At 71.1% G+C, this 23856-nt stretch carries 21 protein-coding genes; all 21 read right to left on the reverse strand.

Going from position 1 to position 23856, the window contains the following annotated elements; all coding sequences use genetic code 11:
* Positions 1-129: 129 nt before the first annotated feature.
* The 21 genes from ABZX96_RS10860 to ABZX96_RS10960 all read right to left on the reverse strand — a co-directional run bounded on the left by ABZX96_RS10860 (position 130) and on the right by ABZX96_RS10960 (position 23826).
* A complete protein-coding gene (locus ABZX96_RS10860) occupies positions 130-513 on the reverse strand; it encodes a F0F1 ATP synthase subunit epsilon (RefSeq protein WP_355541286.1) in 384 nt (127 codons plus the stop codon).
* Positions 514-624: 111 nt separating this feature from the next.
* Positions 625-2079 (reverse strand): F0F1 ATP synthase subunit beta, encoded by a 1455-nt coding sequence (gene atpD, locus ABZX96_RS10865; RefSeq protein ID WP_355541289.1) that lies wholly within the window; start codon positions 2077-2079, stop codon positions 625-627.
* A 5-nt stretch (positions 2080-2084) separates the two neighbouring features.
* A complete protein-coding gene (locus tag ABZX96_RS10870) occupies positions 2085-2999 on the reverse strand; it encodes a F0F1 ATP synthase subunit gamma (RefSeq protein WP_355541292.1) in 915 nt (304 codons plus the stop codon).
* A 20-nt stretch (positions 3000-3019) separates the two neighbouring features.
* Positions 3020-4612: a F0F1 ATP synthase subunit alpha gene (atpA, locus tag ABZX96_RS10875; RefSeq protein WP_355541295.1), complete on the reverse strand. Its 1593-nt coding sequence runs from the start codon at positions 4610-4612 to the stop codon at positions 3020-3022.
* Positions 4613-4822: 210 nt separating this feature from the next.
* Complete coding sequence (locus tag ABZX96_RS10880) at positions 4823-5638, reverse strand: F0F1 ATP synthase subunit delta (RefSeq protein ID WP_355541298.1); 816 nt, start codon at positions 5636-5638, stop codon at positions 4823-4825.
* Entirely contained in the window at positions 5635-6207 is a 573-nt protein-coding gene (locus ABZX96_RS10885; RefSeq protein ID WP_355541301.1) for a F0F1 ATP synthase subunit B, read from the reverse strand. Before ABZX96_RS10885 ends, ABZX96_RS10880 begins: the two co-directional genes overlap by 4 nt.
* Before the next feature lie 42 nt (positions 6208-6249).
* Positions 6250-6516, reverse strand: a complete 267-nt coding sequence (gene atpE / locus ABZX96_RS10890) for an ATP synthase F0 subunit C (protein WP_355541304.1) — start codon at positions 6514-6516, stop codon at positions 6250-6252.
* A 77-nt stretch (positions 6517-6593) separates the two neighbouring features.
* Positions 6594-7388, reverse strand: coding sequence for a F0F1 ATP synthase subunit A (gene atpB, locus ABZX96_RS10895; protein WP_355541385.1), 795 nt, complete (start codon positions 7386-7388; stop codon positions 6594-6596).
* Positions 7389-7658: 270 nt separating this feature from the next.
* A complete protein-coding gene (locus tag ABZX96_RS10900; protein WP_355541307.1) occupies positions 7659-8096 on the reverse strand; it encodes a hypothetical protein in 438 nt (145 codons plus the stop codon).
* A 706-nt stretch (positions 8097-8802) separates the two neighbouring features.
* Positions 8803-10197 (reverse strand): MraY family glycosyltransferase, encoded by a 1395-nt coding sequence (locus tag ABZX96_RS10905; protein WP_355541310.1) that lies wholly within the window; start codon positions 10195-10197, stop codon positions 8803-8805.
* 129 nt (positions 10198-10326) lie between these two features.
* The gene (gene glyA, locus ABZX96_RS10910; RefSeq protein ID WP_355541388.1) at positions 10327-11568 is read right to left on the reverse strand and encodes a serine hydroxymethyltransferase; all 1242 of its coding nucleotides are present in this window, start codon (positions 11566-11568) and stop codon (positions 10327-10329) included.
* A 446-nt stretch (positions 11569-12014) separates the two neighbouring features.
* Positions 12015-12677, reverse strand: a complete 663-nt coding sequence (locus ABZX96_RS10915; RefSeq protein ID WP_355541313.1) for a protein-tyrosine-phosphatase — start codon at positions 12675-12677, stop codon at positions 12015-12017.
* Positions 12677-13324: an L-threonylcarbamoyladenylate synthase gene (locus ABZX96_RS10920; protein WP_355541316.1), complete on the reverse strand. Its 648-nt coding sequence runs from the start codon at positions 13322-13324 to the stop codon at positions 12677-12679. The genes ABZX96_RS10915 and ABZX96_RS10920 overlap by 1 nt, the downstream gene beginning before the upstream one ends.
* 80 nt (positions 13325-13404) lie before the next feature.
* On the reverse strand, positions 13405-14250 hold the full coding sequence (gene prmC / locus ABZX96_RS10925) for a peptide chain release factor N(5)-glutamine methyltransferase (protein WP_355541319.1): 846 nt from the start codon (positions 14248-14250) through the stop codon (positions 13405-13407).
* Between the two features lie 134 nt (positions 14251-14384).
* Positions 14385-15464, reverse strand: a complete 1080-nt coding sequence (prfA, locus tag ABZX96_RS10930) for a peptide chain release factor 1 (protein WP_355541322.1) — start codon at positions 15462-15464, stop codon at positions 14385-14387.
* 207 nt (positions 15465-15671) lie between these two features.
* Positions 15672-15896, reverse strand: coding sequence for a 50S ribosomal protein L31 (gene rpmE / locus ABZX96_RS10935; RefSeq protein ID WP_004953295.1), 225 nt, complete (start codon positions 15894-15896; stop codon positions 15672-15674).
* Between the two features lie 200 nt (positions 15897-16096).
* Positions 16097-17221, reverse strand: coding sequence for an LCP family protein (locus tag ABZX96_RS10940; RefSeq protein WP_355541325.1), 1125 nt, complete (start codon positions 17219-17221; stop codon positions 16097-16099).
* A 507-nt stretch (positions 17222-17728) separates the two neighbouring features.
* The gene (gene rho, locus ABZX96_RS10945; protein WP_355541328.1) at positions 17729-19768 is read right to left on the reverse strand and encodes a transcription termination factor Rho; all 2040 of its coding nucleotides are present in this window, start codon (positions 19766-19768) and stop codon (positions 17729-17731) included.
* Between the two features lie 361 nt (positions 19769-20129).
* Positions 20130-21047 (reverse strand): homoserine kinase, encoded by a 918-nt coding sequence (gene thrB / locus ABZX96_RS10950; protein WP_355541331.1) that lies wholly within the window; start codon positions 21045-21047, stop codon positions 20130-20132.
* A gap of 401 nt (positions 21048-21448) precedes the next feature.
* Positions 21449-22525, reverse strand: coding sequence for a threonine synthase (gene thrC / locus ABZX96_RS10955; protein ID WP_355541334.1), 1077 nt, complete (start codon positions 22523-22525; stop codon positions 21449-21451).
* 8 nt (positions 22526-22533) lie between these two features.
* A complete protein-coding gene (locus ABZX96_RS10960; RefSeq protein ID WP_355541337.1) occupies positions 22534-23826 on the reverse strand; it encodes a homoserine dehydrogenase in 1293 nt (430 codons plus the stop codon).
* Between the last annotated feature and the right edge of the window lie 30 nt (positions 23827-23856).

Genomic DNA, 23856 nt, shown 5'->3' on the forward strand with positions numbered 1-23856 from the left:
CCGACCTCCTCGCCTCGACGGGGGCAGCCCCCGGACGGAAAAACGCACCTGCATTGCCTCAGCCGCGGACCGCCCCGGAGGATTCCGGGCGACCCGCGGCTGAGGGACGTGCCTCGTCGGTGGTGGGCGTCAGTGCACGCCCGCCACCGCGCGCAGCCGGACGTCGGCGCGGCGCTCGGCGGCGGCGTCCGCCTCCGCCTTCGCCCGCTCCAGGGCCCGCTCCGCGCGCTGGACATCGATCTCGTCGGACAACTCGGCGATCTCCGCGAGCAGCGACAGCTTGTTGTCGGCGAACGAGATGAAGCCGCCGTGCACCGCGGCGACGACGGTGCCGTCCCCGCTCTCACCGGTCGTACGAATCGTCACCGGGCCCGACTCCAGCACGCCGAGCAGCGGCTGGTGTCCGGGCATGACGCCGATGTCGCCCGACGAGGTGCGCGCGACGACAAGGCTGGCCGTCCCGGACCAGACCTGCCGGTCCGCGGCGACCAACTCGACGTGCAGCTCAGCCACGATGGCTCCTCGGGTCTCCACCTGCCTGGTGCGGCAGATGTTGGGTCAAATACTAGTGGGCGCGGGGACCGGGGGCGGCCACCGGCCGCCCCCGGAACGCGAGCACGGGGGTCAGGAGACGCCCAGCTCCTTGGCGTTGGCCTTGAGGTCCTCCAGGCCACCGCACATGAAGAACGCCTGCTCGGGGAAGTGGTCGAAGTCACCGTCCGCGATGGCGTTGAACGCGGCGATGGACTCGTCCAGCGGCACGTCCGAGCCGTCGACGCCGGTGAACTGCTTCGCCACGTGGGTGTTCTGCGACAGGAAGCGCTCGATGCGGCGGGCGCGGTGGACGGTGAGCTTGTCCTCCTCGCCGAGCTCGTCGATACCCAGAATGGCGATGATGTCCTGGAGGTCCTTGTACTTCTGGAGGATCCCCTTGACGCGCATGGCGCAGTTGTAGTGGTCCTCCGCGATGTAGCGCGGGTCCAGGATGCGGGACGTCGAGTCCAGCGGGTCCACCGCCGGGTAGATGCCCTTCTCCGAGATCGGGCGCGACAGAACGGTGGTCGCGTCCAGGTGGGCGAAGGTGGTCGCCGGCGCCGGGTCGGTCAGGTCGTCCGCGGGGACGTAGATCGCCTGCATCGAGGTGATCGAGTGACCGCGGGTCGAGGTGATGCGCTCCTGGAGGAGACCCATCTCGTCCGCCAGGTTCGGCTGGTAACCCACCGCGGAGGGCATGCGGCCCAGCAGGGTGGACACCTCGGAGCCGGCCTGGGTGTACCGGAAGATGTTGTCGATGAAGAAGAGCACGTCCTGCTTCTGCACATCGCGGAAGTACTCCGCCATGGTCAGACCGGCCAGCGCGACGCGCAGACGCGTCCCCGGCGGCTCGTCCATCTGGCCGAAGACCAGCGCGGTCTTGTCGATGACGCCGGAGTCGGTCATCTCCTCGATGAGGTCGTTGCCCTCACGGGTGCGCTCGCCGACACCGGCGAACACCGACACACCGTCGTGGTTGTTGGCCACGCGGTAGATCATTTCCTGGATGAGGACGGTCTTGCCGACGCCCGCACCACCGAACAGACCGATCTTGCCGCCCTTGACGTACGGGGTCAGCAGGTCGATGACCTTGACGCCGGTCTCGAACATCTCGGTCTTCGACTCAAGCTGGTCGAAGGACGGGGCCTTGCGGTGGATCGCCCAGCGCTCGGAGACCTCGACCGTGGACGGGTCCACGTTCAGGACCTCGCCCAGGGTGTTGAACACCTTGCCCTTGGTGACGTCGCCGACCGGAACGGTGATGCCCGCGCCGGTGTCGGTCACCGGGGCCTGGCGGACCAGGCCGTCGGTGGGCTGCATGGAGATGGCGCGGACCAGGCCCTCGCCCAGGTGCTGCGCGACCTCAAGGGTCAGCGTCTTGCGCTTGCCCTCCTCGGCCGGGTCGTCGACCTCGACGTGCAGCGCGTTGTAGATGTCCGGCATCGCGTCGACGGGGAACTCCACGTCGACGACCGGGCCGATGACCCGCGAGACGCGGCCGGCGGCCACGCCGACCGCGGCGGTCGGCTCAACAGTGGTGGTCATAGTTGTCAGTCACTCCCCGCGGTCGCGTCGGCCAGGGCGCTGGCGCCACCGACGATCTCGCTGATTTCCTGGGTGATTTCGGCCTGGCGGGCCGCGTTGGCAAGCCGCGAGAGCGACTTGATGAGCTCCTCCGCGTTGTCCGTCGCCGACTTCATCGCGCGCCGGGTGGCGGCGTGCTTGGAGGCGGCGGCCTGGAGCAGCGCGTTGTAGATGCGCGACTCGACGTACCGCGGCAGCAGGGCGTCCAGGACGTCCTCCGCCGACGGCTCGAAGTCGAACAGGGGCAGGATCTCGCCCTTGCCCGTCCCCTCCGCCGCGTCCTTGCCGAGGCTGAGCGGCAGCAGCCGGTCCTCGATCGGCGTCTGCGTCAGCATCGAGACGAACTCGGTGAAGACGATGTGGAGCTCGTCCACGCCGCCCTCGGCCGTGTCCTTCTGGACCGCCGCGATCAGCGGTCCGGCGATCGCCTTGGCGTCCGCGTACGTCGGGCTGTCGGTGAAGCCGGTCCACGACTCCGTGACCTTGCGCTCACGGAAGGCGTAGTACGACACACCCTTGCGGCCGACGATGTAGCTGTCGACCTCCTTGCCCTCGCCGCGCAGCCGCTCGGTGAGCCGCTCCGCGGCCTTGATGGCGTTGGAGGAGTAGCCGCCGGCCAGACCGCGGTCGCTCGTGATGAGCAGGACCGCGGCGCGGGTCGGCTTCGCCACCTCGGTGGTCAGCGGGTGCTGCGTGTTCGAGCCGGTCGCCACCGCCGTCACCGCGCGGGTCAGCTCACTCGCGTACGGCGTGGACGCCGCCACCTGGCGCTGCGCCTTGACGATGCGCGAGGCGGCGATCATCTCCATCGCCTTGGTGATCTTCTTGGTCGCGGTGACGGAGCGGATGCGACGCTTGTAGACCCGGAGCTTGGCTCCCATGGATCAGGTCCCTTCCGTCGTCACTTGCTCGTGCTGACCGGGGCGTCCTCGCCGAGCAGCTTGCCGTCCGAGGTCTCGAACTGCTGCTTGAAGGAGGTGACGGACTCGTCGATGGCCTGGATGGTGTCGTCGGACATCTTGGCGCCCTCAAGGATGCTGTTGAGCAGCTCCTTCTTCTCCCGGTTCATGTAGTCCAGGAGCTCCCGCTCGAAGCGGCGGATGTCCTCGACCGGGACGTCGTCCATCTTGCCGTTGGTGCCGGCCCAGATGGAGACGACCTGCTCCTCGACCGGGTACGGCGCGTACTGACCCTGCTTGAGCAGCTCGGTCATCCGCTTGCCGCGCTCCAGCTGCGCCTTGGAGGCCGCGTCCAGGTCGGAACCGAAGGCGGCGAACGCCTCCAGCTCGCGGTACTGGGCCAGGTCCACACGGAGCCGGCCGGAGACCTGCCGCATGGCCTTGTGCTGGGCGGAGCCACCGACGCGGGAGACGGAGATACCGACGTTCAGCGCCGGGCGCTGGCCCGCGTTGAACAGGTCGGACTCCAGGAAGCACTGGCCGTCGGTGATGGAGATGACGTTGGTCGGGATGAACGCCGACACGTCGTTCGCCTTGGTCTCGACGATCGGCAGACCCGTCATCGAGCCGGCGCCCAGCTCGTCCGACAGCTTCGCGCAGCGCTCCAGCAGGCGGGAGTGCAGGTAGAAGACGTCGCCCGGGTAGGCCTCGCGGCCCGGCGGACGGCGCAGCAGCAGGGACACGGCGCGGTAGGCGTCGGCCTGCTTGGACAGGTCGTCGAAGACGATGAGGACGTGCTTGCCCTGGTACATCCAGTGCTGGCCGATGGCCGAGCCGGTGTAGGGGGCCAGGTACTTGAAGCCGGCCGGGTCGGACGCCGGGGCCGCGACGATCGTCGTGTACTCCAGGGCACCCGCCTCCTCCAGCGCGCCGCGCACGGACGCGATGGTGGAGCCCTTCTGGCCGATGGCGACGTAGATGCAGCGGACCTGCTTCTTCGGGTCGCCGGAACGCCAGTTGTCGCGCTGGTTGATGATCGTGTCGACGGCCAGGGCGGTCTTGCCGGTCTGGCGGTCACCGATGATCAGCTGACGCTGGCCGCGGCCGATCGGCACCATCGAGTCGACGGCCTTGTAGCCGGTCTGCATCGGCTCGTGCACGGACTTGCGGACCATGACGCCGGGAGCCTGCAGCTCCAGGGCGCGGCGGCCCTCGGACTCGATCTCGCCGAGGCCGTCGACCGGGTTGCCCAGCGGGTCGACGACGCGGCCGAGGTAGCCCTCGCCCACGGGGACCGAGAGCACCTCACCGGTGCGGCGCACCGGCTGGCCTTCCTCGATGCCGCCGAACTCGCCGAGGACGATCGCACCGATCTCGCGCTCTTCGAGGTTCAGCGCGAGGCCGAGGGTGCCGTCCTCGAACTTCAGCAGCTCGTTCGCCATCGCCGAGGGCAGACCCTCGACCTTCGCGATGCCGTCACCGGCCTCGCTGACCGTCCCGACCTCCTCGCGCGAGGCCGCGTCCGGCTTGTACGCCTGGACGAAGTTCTCCAGCGCGTCCCGGATCTCCTCCGGCCGGATCGTGAGCTCCGCCATCTGGGTTCCCTGCTCTCCTTGTTGGGCCCGAAGTTACTTGCGGGTGCCCGGGGGGCTCCCCGGTGATTGCCGCTACGGCCCAACTCGGGCCGCCGTGATGCTTGTGCTGTGTGCTCCGCCGGGCCGGCGCGGCCCCCAGCCGGACACTCGGTCCGGCCGGCTGGTCCGCCGTCGTCCGCCGGATGCGCAGCTTTTGAGTTGGTGGGTGGGTCAGCCGGCCATCCGCCGCGACGCCTCTTCGAGGCGCTCGGAGATGGTGCCGTTGATGACCTCGTCGCCGATCCGCACCTGGACGCCGCCGAGGACCTCGGGGTCCACGTCGAGGTTCAGGTGGACCTGCCGTCCGTACATCGTGGCCAGCGCGGCGCCGAGGCGCTGCTTCTGCCCGTCGCTCATCGGCACCGCCGAGACGACCACCGCGACCAGCCGGTTGCGGCGGTCCGCGGCCAGCTTGGACAGGGCGTCCAGCCCCGCTTCCAGGCTACGGCCCCGCGGCTGCGCGACAAGGCGCACCACCAGCCGCTCGGTGACCGGGTTGGCCCGGCCGCCCAGCAGCGAGCGCAGCAGCTCCGTCTTGGCCGGCGTGCCCGCCCTGCGGTCGGTCAGCGCGGCGCGCAGGTCGGTGGACGAGGAGACGATCCGGCCGAAGCGGAACAGCTCGTCCTCGACGTCGTCCAGCGACCCGGCCCGCTCGGCGGCGACCAGGTCGGCGCCGTACGCCAGCTCCTCGATCGCGTCCACCAGGTCGCGGGCGCGCGACCAGCGGGAGCGGACCATGCCGGAGACCAGGTCCACGGCCTCGCCGCCGACCTGGCCGGCCAGCAGGCGCCCGGCCAGCTCGGCCTTGGCCTCGCCGGCCTGCGCCGGGTCGGTCAGGACCCGACGCAGCGACACCTCGCGGTCGAGCAGAGCGGTGACGGCAGCCAGCTCCTCGGCGAGCTTCGCCGCGTCGACGGCCACGTTGTCCGTCAGCGCGTCGAGGCGCTCGCGCGCGGAGGCCAGTGCCTCGCGGCTCGCTCCGTTCATCGTCCGGCCTCGGCCTTCGTCGCACCGGACGCCGCCTTGGCCTCAAGCTCGTCGAGGAAGCGGTCGATGGTCCGGCTCTGCCGGGCGTGGTCCTCAAGGGACTCGCCGACGAGCTTGCCGGCCAGGTCGGTGGCGAGCTTGCCCACGTCCTGGCGCAGCGACTGCGCGGCCTGCTTGCGGTCCGCCTCGATCTGGGCGTGGCCGGCGGCGATGATCTCCTCGCGCTGCCGCTGGCCCTCGGCCCGCATCTCGGCGATGAGGGCGGCACCCTGCTCCTGCGCCTCCTGGCGCAGCCGCGCCGCCTCGTGGCGGGCATCGGCGAGCTGGGCCCGGTAGTCCTCCAGGACCTGCTGGGCTTCGGCCAGGGCGGCATCGGCCTTCTCCATGCCGCCCTCGATGGCCTCGCGCCGCTCGTCCAGAACCTTGTTGATGTTCGGGAGGAGCTTCTTGGCGAGGAAACCGAAGACGATGAAGAAGGCGATCAGGCCGATGACCAGCTCTGGGATCGGCGGGAACAGGGGGTTCTCGGGAACCTCCACGTCCGACGCCATGGTTACCAGGGCGTTCACATCCGTGCCTTCCGTCTAAAAGGGTTGGTCGATGTGGTTCGTTTACTTGTAAACGAAGCCCATGACGATGCCGATGAGGGCGAGCGCCTCACAGAAGGCGAAACCCATGATCTGGTTGGTACGGATCAGGCCGGCAGCCTCGGGCTGACGGGCCAGGGCCTGGGTGCCGTTACCGAAGATGATGCCGACGCCGACGCCGGGGCCGATCGCGGCCAGGCCGTAACCGATGGAGGCGACGTTACCGACCAGCGTGGTCTTGGCGGTGTCACCCGGGGCGGCGAGGTTCAGCAGTTCGAGAGCAGCGGACATGCCGTTACTTCCTTCTCTTTCACGGACCGATGGGGGTTGGCCACCGGACGTTTAACGGGGCTGGTGGAGGGGTGCGCTCAGTGGTTCTCGGCGAGCGCGCCCTGAACGTAGTTGCAGGCCAGGAGGACGAAGACGTACGCCTGGACGGCCTGGATGAAGACCTCGAACGCGGTCATGACGATGGCCATCACGAAGGAGGCGCCCGCGTAGACGAACCCGATGCCGTTCAGCATGTACCAGCTCGCGATGGTGAACATCAGGATGAGCAGGTGACCCGCGAACATGTTCGCGAAGAGACGCACCGCGTGCGTGAACGGCCGGATGATCAGGTGCTGGAGCAGCTCAAGCACCATGATCACGGGCAGGACCCAGCCGAGCGACTTGTCATAGCCCGTGATGTTCTTCAGACCGCCGACGAAGCCGTGCTTCTTGAACGTCAGGGACAGCCAGAGGAAGTAGACCACCAGGGCCAGGCCGACCGGGAACGCGATCACCGACGTCACCGGGAACTGGGCGACCGGAATGATCGACCAGATGTTCATGATCCAGACGAAGAAGAACAGCGACACCATGAAGGGGACGTATTTCTCGCCCTCCTTCTTGCCCAGCGCGTCGTACACGAGCCCGCGGCGCACGAAGTCGTAACCCGCCTCGGCGACCATCTGGAGCTTGCCCGGCACCACCTTGGCGCGGCCGAAGGCCGCCCAGAAGAACACCACGACAACGACCGTGCTGAGCAGCGCCAGCAGCATCGGCTTGTTGAAGTTGAAGCTCCCGATGGAGAAAAGGGGCTCGAAGACGAACGAATGAAGGCCCGGGGCTTCGAAGCCGCATCCCGAGAAGATGTGGCAATCCATCTCGAAGGCGAGCATCGTTTCAGCACTCACCGCGAGCTCCTTCAGCGTGGCGCATGGGTTCGGCAACCTCGTTGTGTCGGCGCGGCGTTGAGCCACGGAGCGGCACTGGACTGGTCTTACGGATTGGGGGGCGGCGGGTCGGCTCGGGGCCGGGTCGAATCACAGGCGTCGGATGAGAGCACGGCCCGTTCCACTCAGTGGAACTCGGGAGCTCAGCCGACTGTGCCGCAGTTGGCACCGGACGATAGCAGGCCCTGACGCGGGCTTTTATCCCGGCCCTACGGGTCACGTCGGGGACCCCGCCGTCTCCGCCTTCTTCTGCGCGGCGGAGTCCGCCTCCACATACAGAATCTTTGCCTTCATGTAGTGCCGGGCCTGCGCACCGATCCACACCAGGATGGTCGCGAGCAGCGTGAAGGCGAACGCCTTGAGATCGAAGAGCGTCGTGTCCTTGAAGACCAGCAGGAAGATCCCGACGAGGAGGACCTGCACGGCGTACAGCAGCAAACCCATCATCTGGAACAGGTGCGGCAGGTACTTCGCGGTGCGCTGCAGGATCACCACGCCGGAGCCCATCATCAGCACGACCAGCGCCGTACCGACCAGCGCTCCGACCGCTCCGTGCCCACCCGCGACCACGGCGCTCACGACGACGGCGATCGCGCCGACGGCAAGGGCGGGTACGGCGGCATGGAGGAGAAGTCGGGCGTCATTTGACTGCATGGCGGCGCTCCGGCAAACGGTGGGGGCGGGGTCGTCAGGGACGAGCGTAGACCCGGGCCGAGAAGGAACCTTCGGGCCAAGGCCGTCGCACTACGGACCTTCGGCTCTAACCCCGGTTTTCGTGAACGGTATCACAAACTATTTGATGAGGTCTTTACCTGCTTGGTGTGCTACCCGTCACACGTGAGCAGTAACCCGCGCGTCGGAGCGCGCGAGGCCCCCATCGCGCCTGCTATAGACGCACGTTTTCCGATTTTTCATACCGGCTCCAGCGGGTCGAATCGGCGCCCCGACGACCGGTCGCGGCCACCTCGGAGGAGGCGGCAGCACCCCGTCACGGTCGCGAGCGCACGTCCTGACCGCCGCCGCCGACGCTCGCCGACCGCCGTTCCCAGGACCGTCATCCCCTCCGGCCGCGCCAGCGGGGAACGGTCGATGACGGACGGCGCGGTGGACGGGGTCGGCGTCTTCCGTACGCGGCGGCGCGCGGCCCCGGGCGGGAAGACCGGCGAAGGACGAGGTCACCGCGTACGCACCCGTGGACGAGCGGCGCCCGCGGCCCCGCCCCGCCTCCTCGCGCGCCTTCTGCGGCACCCCCGCGCCGACGCCGCCGAACCGGCCGCCTTCCCACGCGCCCCGCACCGGGTCCTCGTACAAGAACGGCCCGTCCACCTCGGCGGACGGGCCGTTCACGACGCACAGGAGCTCAGCGGTGGGTGCCGGCGCCTCCCCGCGCCGGGAAGCGCGAGCGGTCGCCGATGGCGGTGGCGCCGTGCAACCCGGCCGGCACCGGTTCGCGCGCCGCCCCGGACGCGCGGCCGGGCGCGCCCGCGCCGGCCGGTTCGGGGACCGCCGCGTCCTCGCCCGTCTCGCCGGCGTCCTCCGCGCGTTCCGCCGCCCCGGACGCGGCGGGGGTGACGCGGCGGCGCCGGTAGCGGGGCGGCACCATCCACTCCGCCCAGCGCGGTGCCCGCGGCCGGAACCGGGGCAGCAGGAGCAGCACCAGCCCGATCGCGCTCAGCAGCACGATCAGCAGCACCACCCACACGCTGGCGTTGTTGACGGAGTACGCGACGGCGCCGAAGGCGATCAGCGCGGACCAGAAGTACATGATCAGGACGGCCCGGCTGTGCGAGTGGCCGATCTCCAGCAGCCGGTGGTGCAGGTGGCCGCGGTCGGCGGCGAACGGCGACTGGCCGTTCCAGGTCCGTCGGACGACCGCCAGCACCAGGTCCGCGATCGGCACCGCGATGACGGTCAGCGGCAGCAGCAGCGGGATGTAGACCGGCACCATCGCGTGCACGGCCTCCCGCAGACCGCCCGCCTTCTGGTTCAGCAGGTCCGGGTCGACCTGCCCGGTCACCGACACCGCGCCGGCCGCCAGCACCAGGCCGATGAGCATGGAGCCGGAGTCGCCCATGAAGATCCGCGCGGGGTGCATGTTGTGCGGCAGGAAGCCCAGGCACATGCCCATCAGGACGACCGAGAACAGCGTCGCCGGGGCGGCGGCCTCGATGCCGTACCCGAACCACATGCGGTACGTGTACATGAAGAACGCGGCGGCGGCGATGCACACCATCCCGGACGCGAGCCCGTCCAGGCCGTCCACGAAGTTGACGGCGTTGATGGTGATGACGACCAGGGCCACCGTCAGCAGCGTGCCCTGCCAGGGGCTGAGCGAGACGTTGCCGACGCCGGGGATCGGGATCCACAGGATCGTCAGGCCCTGGAGGACCATCACGGCCGCGGCGATCATCTGCCCGCCGAGCTTGACCAGCGCGTCCACGCCCCACTTGTCGTCCAGGACGCCGAGCACCCAGATCAGCGCGGCGCCGGAGAGCAGCGCGCGGGGCTCCGCGGAGTTCTCGAAGACGCTCTTGAGGTTGGTGAGGTGGGAGGCGACCAGCAGTCCCGCGCACAGTCCGCCGAACATCGCGATGCCGCCCAGCCGCGGCGTCGGTTCGCGATGGACGTCACGCGCGCGGATCTCCGGCATCGCGCCGGCCGCGATGGCGAACTTCCGCACCGGGCCGGTCAGCAGGTAAGCGACCGCGGCCGTGACGCACAACGTCAGCAGGTATTCACGCACGGGCTGCCCCATTGGTATCGCTGGCCATCACAGCCACACACCATATGCGTGTCCGCCCCTCGCCGGTGAACGCAGGGGAAGACATCCCCTCGTCCCTCCCCTCTTCCCCAGACTCCCCGCTCCCCCGGATGGTTGCAGGGGTCAGCCGTGATCGGGACCCCGGACGGCACGGCGCGCCGGATACGGCGGGAAACACCGCACCAGCTCGGCGGTTCCGGCCCGCGCGGCGGACTCCTCGCGCAGCGCGGAGACGATCAGCGCGCCGACCCGCGCCGCCTCCGGCTCCGTCATCCCCTGCGTCGTCATGGCGGCGGTGCCCATCCGCAGGCCGGTGCGTCGCGCCGGGGAGTCCCCCGCGTCGGGCAGCGCGCAGGTGTCCAGGGTGATACCGGCCGCGGCGCAGCGCCGCCGGGCGGTGGCCCCGTCCAGCCCGAGCGGCGCCGGGTCGGCGGTGATCAGGTGGGTGTCCGTGCCGCCGGTGGTGACGGTGAGCCCCTGGGAAGCCAGCGTCCGGGCCAGGACGCGGGCGTTGGACGTCACCTGATGGGCGTACGCGGCGAACGCCGGGGTTGCGGCCTCCCCGAAGGCGACGGCCTTCGCGGCGACGGTGTTCATCTGGGCGCCGCCCTGCGTGAAGGGGAAGACGGCGCGGTCGATCCGCTCGGCCAGCTCGGCGCCGCACAGGATCATGCCGCCGCGCGGGCCGCGCAGCACCTTGTGCGTGGTGGCGCACACGACGTCCGCGTACGGCACCGGGCTCGGCGCGGCGCCGCCGGCGACCAGGCCGATGGGGTGCGCGGCGTCGACGATCAGGCACGCGCCGGTCTCGTCGGCGATCTCGCGGAACGCGGCGTAATCCGGGTGCCTCGGGTAGGAGATGGAGCCGCAGACGATGGCCTTGGGCCGGTGCGCGTGCGCCAGGTCGCGCAGCCGCGCGTAGTCGATCAGTCCGGTGCGCGGATCGACGCCGTAGCCGACGAAGTCGAACCAGCGGCCGGAGAAGTTGGCCCGCGAGCCGTGGGTGAGGTGCCCGCCGTGCGGGAGCGACATGGCCAGCACGGTGTCGCCGGGCCGCAGCAGCGCGGCGTAGGCGGCCAGCACCGCCGACGAGCCGGAATGCGGCTGGACGTTGGCGTGCTCCGCGCCGAACAGCGCGCGGGCGCGCTCGACGGCGAGGCGTTCGGCGAGGTCGACCACCTCGCACCCGCCGTGGTGCCGGGCGCCCGGGTACCCCTCGGCGTACTTGTTGGCCAGCGGCGAGCCGAGGGCCGCCAGCACGGCGGGGGAGGTGAAGTTCTCCGCGGCGACCAGTTGCAGGCCCTCGCCCTGCCGGGCCGCCTCGGCCAGCAGCACGTCGGCGATCTCCGGGTCCTGCCGGGCCAGCGCGGCCGGGTCGGGGGACCAGTCGCGGGCCGGAAGCGGCGTACGGGCCCGCGCTTCCTGCCCGCTCGGGGAAGCTGGCGGCACGGGGCCGGGCGGGGGCGTGACCGGGACGGCAATGTCGGAGGCGGCCGTCTCCAGGGCGCCCGGGGGCGGTCCGGCGGGATCGGGGGCCGTCTGCGGGGCTCCCGGGCCGGAGGCGGGCCGACGCCGTCTCCGGGGTGACGCTGTAGTGGCGGGCATGGCGCGCTCCGGGCCTCGTACGGTGTCGTCCTCCCCAATGTAGGACCGTCACCGCGTTCCGGCGCGCCGTGGATCGCCGGGCGCCGTACGGAGGGCGAGGGCGCCGTACGCAGGGGCGGTACGCGGACGCCGACGGGCCCCGACGCCACCCCATGGCAGGCGCGGCCACCGAACGGCTCGCGCGCCCGAGTCCGTGACCCGGGCGCCTACGCCCGCGCCGGTACGCCCGTCAGCGCGGTGACGACCGGATCGAGCGCCTGGTTGATCTCGTCCCCGATGGAGCGGAAGAAGGTGATCGGGGCCCCGTACGGGTCGTGCACCTCGTCGGCCTCCGCGCTCGGCGCCAGCAGCCAGCCGCGCAGCGCGGCGGCGGCGCCGACCAGGGCGCGCGCCCGCTCCACCAGGCCGTGGTCGGGCAGCGACGGGTCCGGCTCGGGCAGCGTGGCGGGGTCTATCGCCCGCACCAGCCGGTTGAACTCCTTGAGCGTGAAGGTGCGCAGACCCGCGGAGTGGCCCATGGAGATGACCTGGGCGCGGTGGTCGCGGGTCGCGGTCAGCACGAGGTCGGCGCGGATGACGTGCTCGTCCAGCAGTTCCCGGCCGATGAAGCCGACCGGGTCGGCGCCGTAGTCGGCCAGCACCGTGGCCGCGTGCGGCTCCATCGGCGCGCCTTCGTGGCCCCAGGTGCCGGCGCTCTCCACGACCAGCCCGCTGCCCCGGCCCGCGCCCAGCCGCAGGTCAAGGGCGTGGCGGTGCAGCCGCTCGGTGATGGGCGAGCGGCAGACGTTGCCGGTGCTGACGTGGAGGATGCGGAAGGTGCGCGGGCCGTCGTCGCCCGCTCCCGCTATGCCACGCCCCAGGGGGGCCATCAATTGGCCACCTCAAGCTCGGGTACGACCTTGCGCAGTTCCTCCGCGCTGATCGCGCCCGCGCGCAGCAGCACCGGCTTGGGGCCGGTGACGTCCACGATCGAGGAGGGCACGGCGGCGGGGGTGGGGCCGCCGTCCAGGTAGACGGAGACGGAGTCGCCGAGCATCTCCTGCGCGGCGTCGCAGTCCTGCGGGGAGGGGTGCCCGGTGAGGTTGGCGCTGGAGACGGCCATCGGGCCGAACTCGGTGAGCAGCTCGATGGCGACCGGGTGCAGCGGCATGCGGACCGCGACGGTGCCGCGGGTCTCGCCCAGGTCCCAGGTCAGCGAGGGCTGGTGGTGGGCGACCAGGGTGAGGGCGCCCGGCCAGAAGGCGTCGACCAGTTCCCACGCCTGCTCGGTGAAGTCCGTGACCAGCCCGTGCAGCGTGTTCGGCGAGCCCACGAGGACCGGGGAGGGCATACCGCGCCCGCGCCCCTTGGCCTCCAGCAGGTCGCCGACCGCCTGCGGGCTGAACGCGTCCGCGCCCACGCCGTAGACGGTGTCGGTCGGCAGCACGACCAGCTCGCCGCGGCGGACGGCCGACGCGGCCTCGCGCAGACCGGTCGCGCGGTCGGTCGCGTCGCTGCAGTCGTAACGCCGTGCCATTTAACGGACCTCCTCGTGCGGAACGGATGTCTTCTCCCCGGGGCCGGCCGTCCGGGCCGGGGCCGGGAGCGCGCGCCGGGTCATGGCGTCGCCCTGCGCGCGGTGGCGAAGCGCGGCCGGTTGTTGAGGTCGGGGTGGTCGGCCGCGTCGGCCCAGCCCCGCTCCTCGGTGAACAGCCACGGAACCTGGCCGCCCTGCGTGTCGGCGTGCTCGATGACGACGACGCCGCCGGGCCGCAGCAGGCGGTGTGCGGTCCGCTCGATGCCCCGGATCGTGTCCAGGCCGTCCTCACCCGAGAAGAGCGCGAGCTCGGGGTCGTGGTCGCGCGCTTCGGGGGCGACGTACTCCCACTCGGTCAGCGGGATGTACGGCGGGTTGGAGATGACCAGGTCGACCTGGCCGTCCAGTTCGGGCAGCGCGGTCAGCGCGTCTCCCTGGTGGAGAACGACGCGGGACCCCTCGACGTTCTTGCGGGCCCACCGCATCGCCTCGTCCGACAGCTCCACGGCGTGCACGCGGGAGCGCGGCACCTCCTGGGCGAGCGCGAGGGCGATGGCGCCGGAGCCGGTGCACAGGTCGACGATCAGCGGTTCGACCACGTCCATGGCCCGGACCGCGTCTATCGCCCAGCCCACGACGGACTCCGTCTCCGGGCGGGGCACGAACACGCCGGGCCCGACGTGCAGCTCCAGGTAGCGGAAGAACGCCCGGCCGGTGATGTGCTGGAGCGGTTCGCGGGCCTCGCGGCGGGCCACCGCCTCCCAGTAGCGGGCGTCGAAGTCGGCGTCGGCGACCAGGTGCAGTCCGCCCCGCTTGACGCCGTGCACGTGTGCGGCGAGCTCCTCCGCGTCGAAGCGCGGTGAGGGCACGCCTGCGTCGGCCAGCCGCTGGGTGGCCTGGGCCACCTCGGCGAGCAGCAGGTTCACTGGGGTCCTCCAGCCGGTACGGGCAGGGCTTGCGGTTGCCGCTCCGCGCGTCGGCGGGGCGGGCGGGGCTCGTGGGGTCCGCGAGGGCCCGTACGGGGGTGTACGCGGCCCTGCGGGGGCTTGCGGGGGGGTGCTTACTGGGCGGCGGCGAGCTTGGCGGCGGAGTCCGCGTCCACGCACGCCTGGATCACCGGGTCGAGCTCGCCGTCGAGCACCTGGTCCAAGTTGTACGCCTTGAAGCCGACACGGTGGTCGGAGATGCGGTTCTCCGGGAAGTTGTAGGTGCGGATGCGCTCGGAGCGGTCCACCGTGCGGACCTGGCTGCGGCGCGCGTCCGACGCCTCCCGCTCGGCCTCCTCCTGCGCCGCCGCCAGCAGCCGCGACCGCAGGATACGCAGGGCCTGCTCCTTGTTCTGGAGCTGGCTCTTCTCGTTCTGGCAGGAGACGACGATGCCGGTGGGCAGGTGGGTGATGCGCACCGCCGAGTCGGTGGTGTTGACCGACTGGCCGCCGGGGCCGGACGAACGGTAGACGTCGATCCGCAGGTCGTTCTGGTTGATCTCGACCTCGACCTCCTCGGCCTCCGGGGTGACGAGCACGCCGACGGCGGAGGTGTGGATGCGGCCCTGGGACTCGGTGGCGGGGACCCGCTGCACGCGGTGCACCCCGCCCTCGTACTTCAGCCGGGCCCACACGCCCTGGCCGGGCTCGGTCGCGCCGTTGCCGCCCTTGGTCTTCACGGCGACCGAGACGTCCTTGTAGCCGCCGAGGTCGGACTCGTTCGCGTCCAGGATCTCGGTCTTCCAGCCGACCCGCTCGGCGTACCGCAGGTACATCCGCAGCAGGTCGCCGGCGAACAGCGCGGACTCCTCGCCGCCCTCGCCCGCCTTGACCTCCAGGATCACGTCCTTGTCGTCGCTGGGGTCGCGCGGGACGAGCAGCAGCCGGAGCCTGTCGGTCAGCGCCTCGCGGTGCGCCTCCAGCTCCTTGACCTCGTCGGCGAAGTCCGGGTCGTCGGCGGCCAGCTCGCGGGCCGTGGCGATGTCGTCCCCGGTCTGCTTCCACTCGCGGTAGGCCGCGATGATCGGGGTCAGTTCGAAGTAGCGCTTGTTGAGCCGCTTGGCCTCGCGCTGGTCGGCGTGGACCGCGGGGTCGGCCAGCCGCTTCTCCAGATCGGCGTGCTCGCCGATGAGTTCCTCGACCGCCTCGAACATCGTGGGATTCCTCTGCTGCCTGTGTTTCCCGGGTGCCGGCTGGGCCGCGGGCGCCGCGGGACGTGCGTGCCGCCGGTGCCGCGGGGCGGCGCCGTGCGGTGGTGCCGCGGCCTGGGGGACCTCCGGCCGGGTCCGTGGCCTGGACGACAAAACGCCGGTCCGGTCACCCCAGCGAGAGGTGACCGGAATCCGGCGCCTTGCGGATCGCTACTTCTTGGCGGAGCCGGCGTTCTTGCCGAAGCGGGCCTCGAAGCGGGCCACACGGCCACCGGTGTCGAGGATCTTCTGCTTGCCCGTGTAGAACGGGTGGCACTCGGAGCAGACGTCGGCACGGATGGTGCCGTCCGCGACGGTGCTGCGGGTGGTGAACGACGCGCCACAGGTGCAGCTGACCTGCGTCTCGACGTACTCGGGGTGAATGTCGCGCTTCAAGGGATCTCCTAGGTTCGGGAGGGTTCCGGGTCGTCACACGGTTTGCGTCACGTGAACCGGGACCGACGCTCCAGTCTGCCAGGACCGGGGCCTTTGGCCCAAACCGGGGGGCGGTGCGGGATATTCCCTCCGGTGCCCCGGACGCCCGCGTCGCCGTTTCACGTGAAACAACGGCTACCTGCCGTAATCGGCCCGCGCGGCTACTTGACGTACCCGGACGTCCCGCCCTTGTCCCCCGCCGAGTCCTTGACCGCGGAAGCCGGGATGTCCTTGTCCTGACGCAGCGCGTCCCAGACCTGGCCGGTCTGCTTCTGGAGCGGCAGCACGCGGTTGGGGTCGGCCGGGTCGTAGGCCACCGGCAGCGTCACCATGTGGATGTTCCGGGAGCCGATCCCGCCCAGGCTCTTGGCCAGGCCCATCAGTCCGGTGACCGAGTTCAGGTCGGTGTCGGTCGTGATGGCCTTGGTGGCGGTGTCGGCGATGCCGTAGAGCCGGGCCGGGTTGGACATCAGCCCGATGCCGCGCACCTGGTCCATGAGGGCCTTCAGGAAGGTCTGCTGGAGCTGGATGCGGCCCAGGTCGCTGCCGTCGCCGCCGGGGACGCCGTGCCGGGTCCGGACGAGCCCCAGGGCCTGCTCCCCGTTGAGCGTGTGCGCGCCCGCCGGGAGGTGCAGGTGGCTGTCCTTGTCGTTGATCGGCTTGGTGGTGGTGATGTCCACCCCACCGAGCGCGTCGATGAGTTTCTTGAAGCCGGTGAAGTCGACCTCGACGAAGTGGTCCATGCGGATGCCGCTCATCGACTCGACGGTCTTCACGGCGCACGCCGGCCCGCCGACCTCGAAGGCGGTGTTGAACATCGCCCGACGCTGCCCGGGGACGGGCTTGCCGTCCTTCGTGCAGTCGGGCCGTTCTATCAGCGTGTCGCGGGGGATGCTGACGACACTGGCGCGCTTGTGGCCCTCGTAGACGTGCACGACCATCGCCGTGTCGGAGCGCGCCCCGCCCTCGTCGGCGCCGTACGCGCTGTTCTGCCCGGCCCGCGAGTCGGAGCCCATGACGAGGATGTCCATCGAGCCGTTGTCGATGTTCTCGGGGCGGTCGTCGCCGAGGGCGGCGTTGATGTCGACGCCCTTGAGGTTGCCGTTGAGGCTGAAGTACACGTAGCCGAGCCCCGCGCCGCCGACCAGCACACAGCCGGCCAGCGTGCAGCCGGCGATGGTCAGGACGCGGCGGCGCCGGGTGGGGGCCTTGCGCCGACGGCCCGTGGGACGTATGCCGCGCGACCGGCTCCGGGCCGGTTTCGCGGCGTTGCTGCTGTCCGCCATCTGCTCCTCAGTCCTCGTTCGCTCGGCTACCCCTCGCCGCCCCTGTTCAGCCAGGTTTGTCGTGCCTTGTCAGACGGGGGGTCGACGGGAAGGGTTGCACAGCACATCTATGGACCGTTCCGGGAAAAACGGGTGCCCGGCGCCCCAGCGCGGCCGGTGACCATGCCGCCCACCTGGGATTTCGCCGGGATGGCCGGAAACCGCCGACGGTCGGCCCGATCTTGGCGGGTGTGCGGAAGGTCTCAGCCGCGGACCGCTCCCCTCCCCCGCTCGTCACCCTCGGCGACAGCCGCCTCACCGCATCTCCGACCGATTCCGGACGCGGAACGAGCCCCTGACGACCCACGGACCGTGACGTGGGCGTACGCCCCGTGCGGGAGTCCGCCTACCGCGCCGTGCGCACCCGGCGGCGCGACACACGGCCGTCCCCTGGCCCCGCCCGGCCACGACGAAGCCCTCCCCCTCGCCTGTGCGAGGAGGAGGGCTTCGAGAGACCGTCCGGCGACGTCAGTCGTTGCCGTTGGACATGCCCGGCGTGTTCTTCTGGATCTGCAGCAGGAACTCCGCGTTGGACTTCGTCTGCTTCATCTTGTCCAGCAGCAGCTCGATGGCCTGCTGCTGGTCCAGGGCGTGCAGCACCCGGCGCAGCTTCCACACGATGGCCAGCTCGTCGCTGCCCATCAGGATCTCTTCCTTGCGGGTGCCGGACGCGTCCACGTCCACCGCCGGGAAGATGCGCTTGTCGGCGAGCTTCCGGTCGAGCTTGAGCTCCATGTTGCCGGTGCCCTTGAACTCCTCGAAGATCACCTCGTCCATCCGCGAGCCGGTCTCGACCAGCGCGGTGGCCAGGATGGTCAGCGAGCCGCCGTCCTCGATGTTGCGCGCCGCGCCGAAGAACTTCTTCGGCGGGTACAGCGCGGTGGAGTCCACACCACCGGACAGGATGCGGCCGGACGCCGGGGCGGCGAGGTTGTACGCGCGGCCCAGGCGGGTGATGGAGTCCAGCAGGACGACCACGTCGTGGCCCAGCTCCACGAGGCGCTTGGCGCGCTCGATGGCCAGCTCGGCGACGGTGGTGTGGTCCTCGGCGGGGCGGTCGAAGGTCGAGGAGATGACCTCGCCCTTGACCGACCGCTGCATGTCGGTGACCTCTTCCGGACGCTCGTCGACGAGGACGACCATCAGGTGGCACTCGGGGTTGTTGCGGGTGATCGAGTTGGCGACCGCCTGCATGATCATGGTCTTGCCGGTCTTCGGCGGGGCCACGATCAGCCCGCGCTGGCCCTTGCCGATGGGCGCGACCAGGTCGATGATGCGCGGGGTCAGCGCGCCCGGCTCGCCCTCCAGCCGCAGCCGCTCCTGCGGGTACAGCGGGGTCAGCTTGCCGAACTCCGGACGGCCGCGGCCCTGTTCGGGCGAGACGCTGTTGACGGTGTCCAGGCGGACCAGCGCGTTGAACTTCTCGCGCCGCTCGCCCTCGCGCGGCTGGCGCACCGCGCCGGTGACGTGGTCGCCCTTGCGCAGGCCATTCTTGCGGACCTGGGCGAGGGAGACGTAGACGTCGTTCGGGCCGGGCAGGTAGCCGGAGGTCCGGATGAACGCGTAGTTGTCGAGGATGTCGAGGATGCCGGCGACCGGGATCAGGACGTCGTCCTCGTTGACCTGCGGCTCGTTGCCGAAGTCGTCACGGCCGCGACGGCCCCGGCGGTCCCGGTAGCGCCCGCGGCGCCCGCGGCGCCCGCCCTCGAAGTCGTCGTCCTCGGGACGGTTGTCGCGCTGGCGGTTGCCGCCCTGCTGCTGGTTGCCGCCGTCGGCGCCGTCGGCGTTCTTGCCACGGCGGTCACGGTCCCGGTCACGGTCGCGGTCACGCTGGCCGCGCTCCCGGCGGTCGCCCTTCTGGCCGCGCTCCTGGCGGTCGCCGCGGTCCTGGCGGTCGGACTTGCCCTGGCGGCCCTCGGCGGTGTCCGCCGCGGCCTCGGCCTTCGCCTCGGCGCGGGTGTCGGTCTTGACGTCCCCGGCCTTGGTCTCGGCGGCCTTGGCCTCGCCGGACTGCTCGGGGCTGCCCGCGGCGGCGGTGGCGCGGCGCCGGCGGCGCTCGCCGGCCGGCTGGTCCTCGCTCACCGGCTGGCCCGGGATCTCGATCTGCTGCTGGCCGGCCTTCTCGGCGGCCTTCTCGGTCTTGGCGGCCTTCTCGGCGGCGTCCTCACCCGTACGGGCCTTGGAGGTGGCGCGGCGCTTGGGCTTGGTCTCGGTGGTCTCGGCGGCGGGCGCGTCGGCCTTGGCCGCGGTGCCGGAGGCACCGGCCTGCCTCTCCTTGATGACCTCGATCAGCTGGCTCTTGCGCATCCGCGCGGTGCCCTTGATACCGAGGCTGGACGCGACCTGCTGCAGCTCTGCCAGGACCATGCCTTCAAGGCCGGTGCCGGAACGGCGTCGCCGCGGGGCACCCGTGGCAGCCCCGGTAGCAGGCGCGGCGGGAGCGTCCGTGGCGGGCGTGGTGGCACTGCCATCGGTGCGCGCGCCCATCAGATCGGTGGTGTCGCTCACGAAGGGTCCTTCCCTGGAGCGGGCGTCGGCCTGTCTGGCTCGGCGACCGGTTGTGCTGTCCGGCTGCGGTCCCATCGTCTTGCGGGCCGGGCCGGGGCGGTGGTCCCGCCGGATACGGCGGAGAGATCATTGATGATTCCGGCGGACGGAGACGTAGCGCTCGTGGTCCGTCACGCCGATTCCGGAGCGTGCTCGCTTCTGCTCAGGCAACTGCTCCAAGCAGTTTGGGAGGCTCCCGGAAGAAAAGTGGTCCCGAACGGGGACACGAAGCACCGCGCCGCAGAGGCATCGGATACTCACTTGAGGTTAACACTACCGGATCCAACAAACATTCCCCCTCTCCAAGACCGGCAAGCGTGGATCACCCGGCGAGCGGCAGGACGCAGGTACCCGTCGCGTCGAGGGCCAGCCGGTTGGCCGCCCATCCCTCCCCCGCCAGTCGGGCGACCTTGTCGGCCGCACCGTCCTCGACCAGCGCGAGCACCGTGGGGCCCGCACCCGAGATGACAGCAGGGACGCCGTCCGCCCGCAGACGGTTGACCAGGTTGACGCTGTCGGGCATCGCGGGAGCACGGTACTCCTGGTGGAGCCGGTCCTCGGTCGCGGCGAGCAGCAGCTCGGGACGCCTGGTCAGCGCCTCGACCAGCAGGGCCGCGCGCCCGGCGTTGGCGGCGGCGTCCACATGGGGGACGGTGCGCGGCAGCAGCCCGCGCGCGGTCTGCGTCAGCACCGGTTTGCCGGGCACGAAGACCACCGGAACGATGGAACCGGCCGGGTCCATCCTGATCGCCCGCGCGGCGCCGGTGTCCATCCAGGCCAGCGTGAATCCGCCCATCAGGCAGGCGGCGACGTTGTCGGGGTGGCCCTCGATCTCGGTGGCCAGCTCCAGCAGGGCCGCGTCGTCGAGCTTCTGCTCGCCACCTATGGTCACGGCGCGGGCGGCGACGATGCCGGCGCAGATGGCGGCGGAGGAGGAGCCGAGGCCGCGGCCGTGCGGGATGCGGTTGGCGCAGACGATCTCCAGGCCCCGCGGCTGCCCGCCGAGCAGGTCGAACGCGGTGCGCAGGGCCCGCACGAGCAGGTGGCGCTCGTCGCGGGGCAGCGTCTCGGCGCCCTCGCCGGCGATGTCGACGTGCAGTCCGGAGTCGGCGACACGCACGACGATGTCGTCGTACAGCCCCAGGGAAAGCCCCAGGGCATCGAAGCCGGGACCGAGATTTGCGCTGGTCGCGGGGGTGCGCACCCGGACGGCGGCGGCGCGGAACGCTGGACCGGCCATCGCTCGATGACTCTCCTTGGTTGATGCTGCGGGACCCGCCGCAAGCGCCGCGGCGCCGAGGCGCCCGGCCGGCTCGTGGGGACCGTTCTGACCTGCCCTGCACACCACTGCGGTATGCGGTGGGGAGGGGAGTTGACTGCCAGCCTATCGAAGGAAGGTTCTGCGGCGACATAGGGCGCACAGGAGGCGCACGATGCGTGTCGCGCGCCTCCCCCGTCCTGACGCTGCGTTTGCAACCTTTGCTGGATTTGCTGTACGCGGGGTGACGGTGTGTCCGACGGTCCCGTAACCCGTTTCGTACGAGCTTGGTTACGCCCGCACGGACCCCGTTTTCCCGGGGTCCGTGCGCCGCGCCCCGTAGGGGGCCGGCGACGTCCGGGCGTACCCGGCGTACGCCTGCCTCAGGCGAGCCCGAGGCGCTCGGCCGCCGCGTCCGCGTCGATGGGGACCGTCACCGGCTGCGGCGCGCCGGCCACCGCCCAGTCCGGGTCCTTGAGGCCGTTGCCGGTGACCGTGCACACGATCCTCTGGCCCGGGTCGACCTTGCCCTCGTCCGCGGCCTTGAGGAGACCGGCGACCGACGCGGCCGACGCGGGCTCCACGAACACGCCCTCGCGGGACGCCAACAGCCGGTAGGCGGCGAGGATCTGACGGTCCGTCACCTCGTCGATGAAGCCACCCGACTCGTCCCGCGCCTGCTCGGCGAAGCGCCACGAGGCCGGGTTGCCGATGCGGATCGCGGTCGCGATGGTGTGCGGGTCCTTGACCACCTCGCCGCGCACGATCGGCGCGCTGCCGGAGGCCTGGAAGCCCCACATGCGCGGGGTGCGGGAGGCGATGCCGTCGGCGGCGTACTCCCGGTACCCCTTCCAGTACGCGGTGATGTTGCCGGCGTTGCCGACCGGCAGGACGTGGATGTCGGGGGCGTCCCCGAGCATGTCCACGATCTCGAACGCCGCCGTCTTCTGGCCCTCGATCCGGACCGGATTCACAGAGTTCACAAGTGCGACGGGGTACTTGTCCGAGAGCCCGCGGGCCAGGGTCAGGCAGTCGTCGAAATTGCCGTCGATCTGCAGGATCTTCGCCCCGTGCACCAGCGCCTGGCCCATCTTGCCCAGCGCGATCTTCCCCTGCGGGACGAGCACGGCGCACACCATCCCGGCCCGCACCGCGTACGCGGCGGCCGAGGCGGAGGTGTTGCCGGTGGAGGCGCAGATGACGGCCTTGGCCCCCTCCTCCTTCGCCCGGGTGATGGCCATCGTCATGCCGCGGTCCTTGAAGGAACCCGTCGGATTGGCACCCTCGACCTTCAGGTGCACCTCGCAGCCGGTGCGCTCGGAGAGCACCTGGGCGGGTACGAGCGGCGTGCCGCCCTCGCGAAGGGTGACGACCTCGGTCGTGTCGCCGACCGGGAGACGGTCGCGGTACTCCTCGATGATCCCGCGCCACTGACGGCCGGCGGTGGAAATGACAGACATGGGTTCCTTTACTCCCCTTCAACCCGCATGATGCTGGCCACACCGCGGACGGTGTCCAGCTTGCGCAGCGCCCCGACGGTCGCCGACAGAGCGGCGTCGGCCGCCCGGTGCGTGACCACCACGAGGGACGCCTCGCCCGCCTTGCCCTGCTGGCGCACCGTATCGATGGATACGCCGTGCTCGGCGAAGACCGTGGCGACCTGGGCGAGGACGCCGGGCTTGTCGGCCACGTCCAGGCTGATGTGGTAGCGCGTGACGACCTCGCCCATCGGGCTGACCGGCAGGCGCGTGTACGCCGACTCGCCCGGCCCGTTCGCCCCGGCGAGCTTGTTGCGGCAGACGGCGACGAGGTCGCCCAGCACCGCCGAGGCGGTCGGCGAGCCGCCCGCGCCGGGCCCGTAGAACATGAGCTGCCCGGCCGCCTCCGCCTCCACGAAGACCGCGTTGTACGCGCCGCGCACCGAGGCCAGCGGGTGGCTGAGCGGGATCATCGCCGGGTGCACGCGCGCCGTCACCGACGCGCCGTCCGCGGCCCGCTCGCAGATCGCCAGCAGCTTGACCGTGCAGCCCATCCGCTTCGCGGAGGCGATGTCGGAGGCGGTGACCTCGGTCAGCCCCTCGCGGTACACGTCGTCGATGGTGACCCGGGTGTGGAAGGCGATGCCCGCCAGGATCGCGGCCTTCGCCGCCGCGTCGAAGCCCTCGACGTCGGCGGTCGGGTCGGCCTCGGCGTACCCGAGGGCGGTGGCCTCGTCCAGCGCCTCGGAGTACCCGGCGCCGGTGCTGTCCATCTTGTCGAGGATGAAGTTGGTCGTCCCGTTCACGATGCCCAGCACCCGGTTGACCTTGTCGCCGGCCAGCGACTCGCGCAGCGGCCTCACCAGCGGAATGGCGCCCGCGACGGCGGCCTCGTAATAGAGGTCCGCGCCGTGCTCGGTGGCCGCGGCGTGCAGCGCGGCGCCGTCCGCGGCGACCAGCGCCTTGTTGGCGGACACCACGCTCGCGCCGTGCTCGAAGGCGGTGGTGATCAGCGTGCGGGCCGGTTCGATACCGCCGATGACCTCGATGACCACATCGATGTCCCCGCGTTTGACCAGCGCCGTCGCGTCGGTGGTGACGAGCTCGGCGGGGACGCCGGCGCGGACCTTGTCCGGGCGCCGTACCGCGATCCCCGCGAGCTCCACCGGCGCGCCGATGCGCGCCGTGAGGTCGTCGGCGTGCGTCGTCATGATGCGCGCCACCTCTGAGCCGACCACACCACAGCCCAGCAGCGCCACCTTCAGCGGACGCGTACGCATCATTCGACCTCGTTTCACTTTCGTGCTCGTCAA

Origin of the sequence: Streptomyces sp. NPDC003077, assembly GCF_040611095.1 — a bacterium.
In the GTDB taxonomy this organism is placed as follows: Bacteria; Actinomycetota; Actinomycetes; order Streptomycetales; family Streptomycetaceae; genus Streptomyces.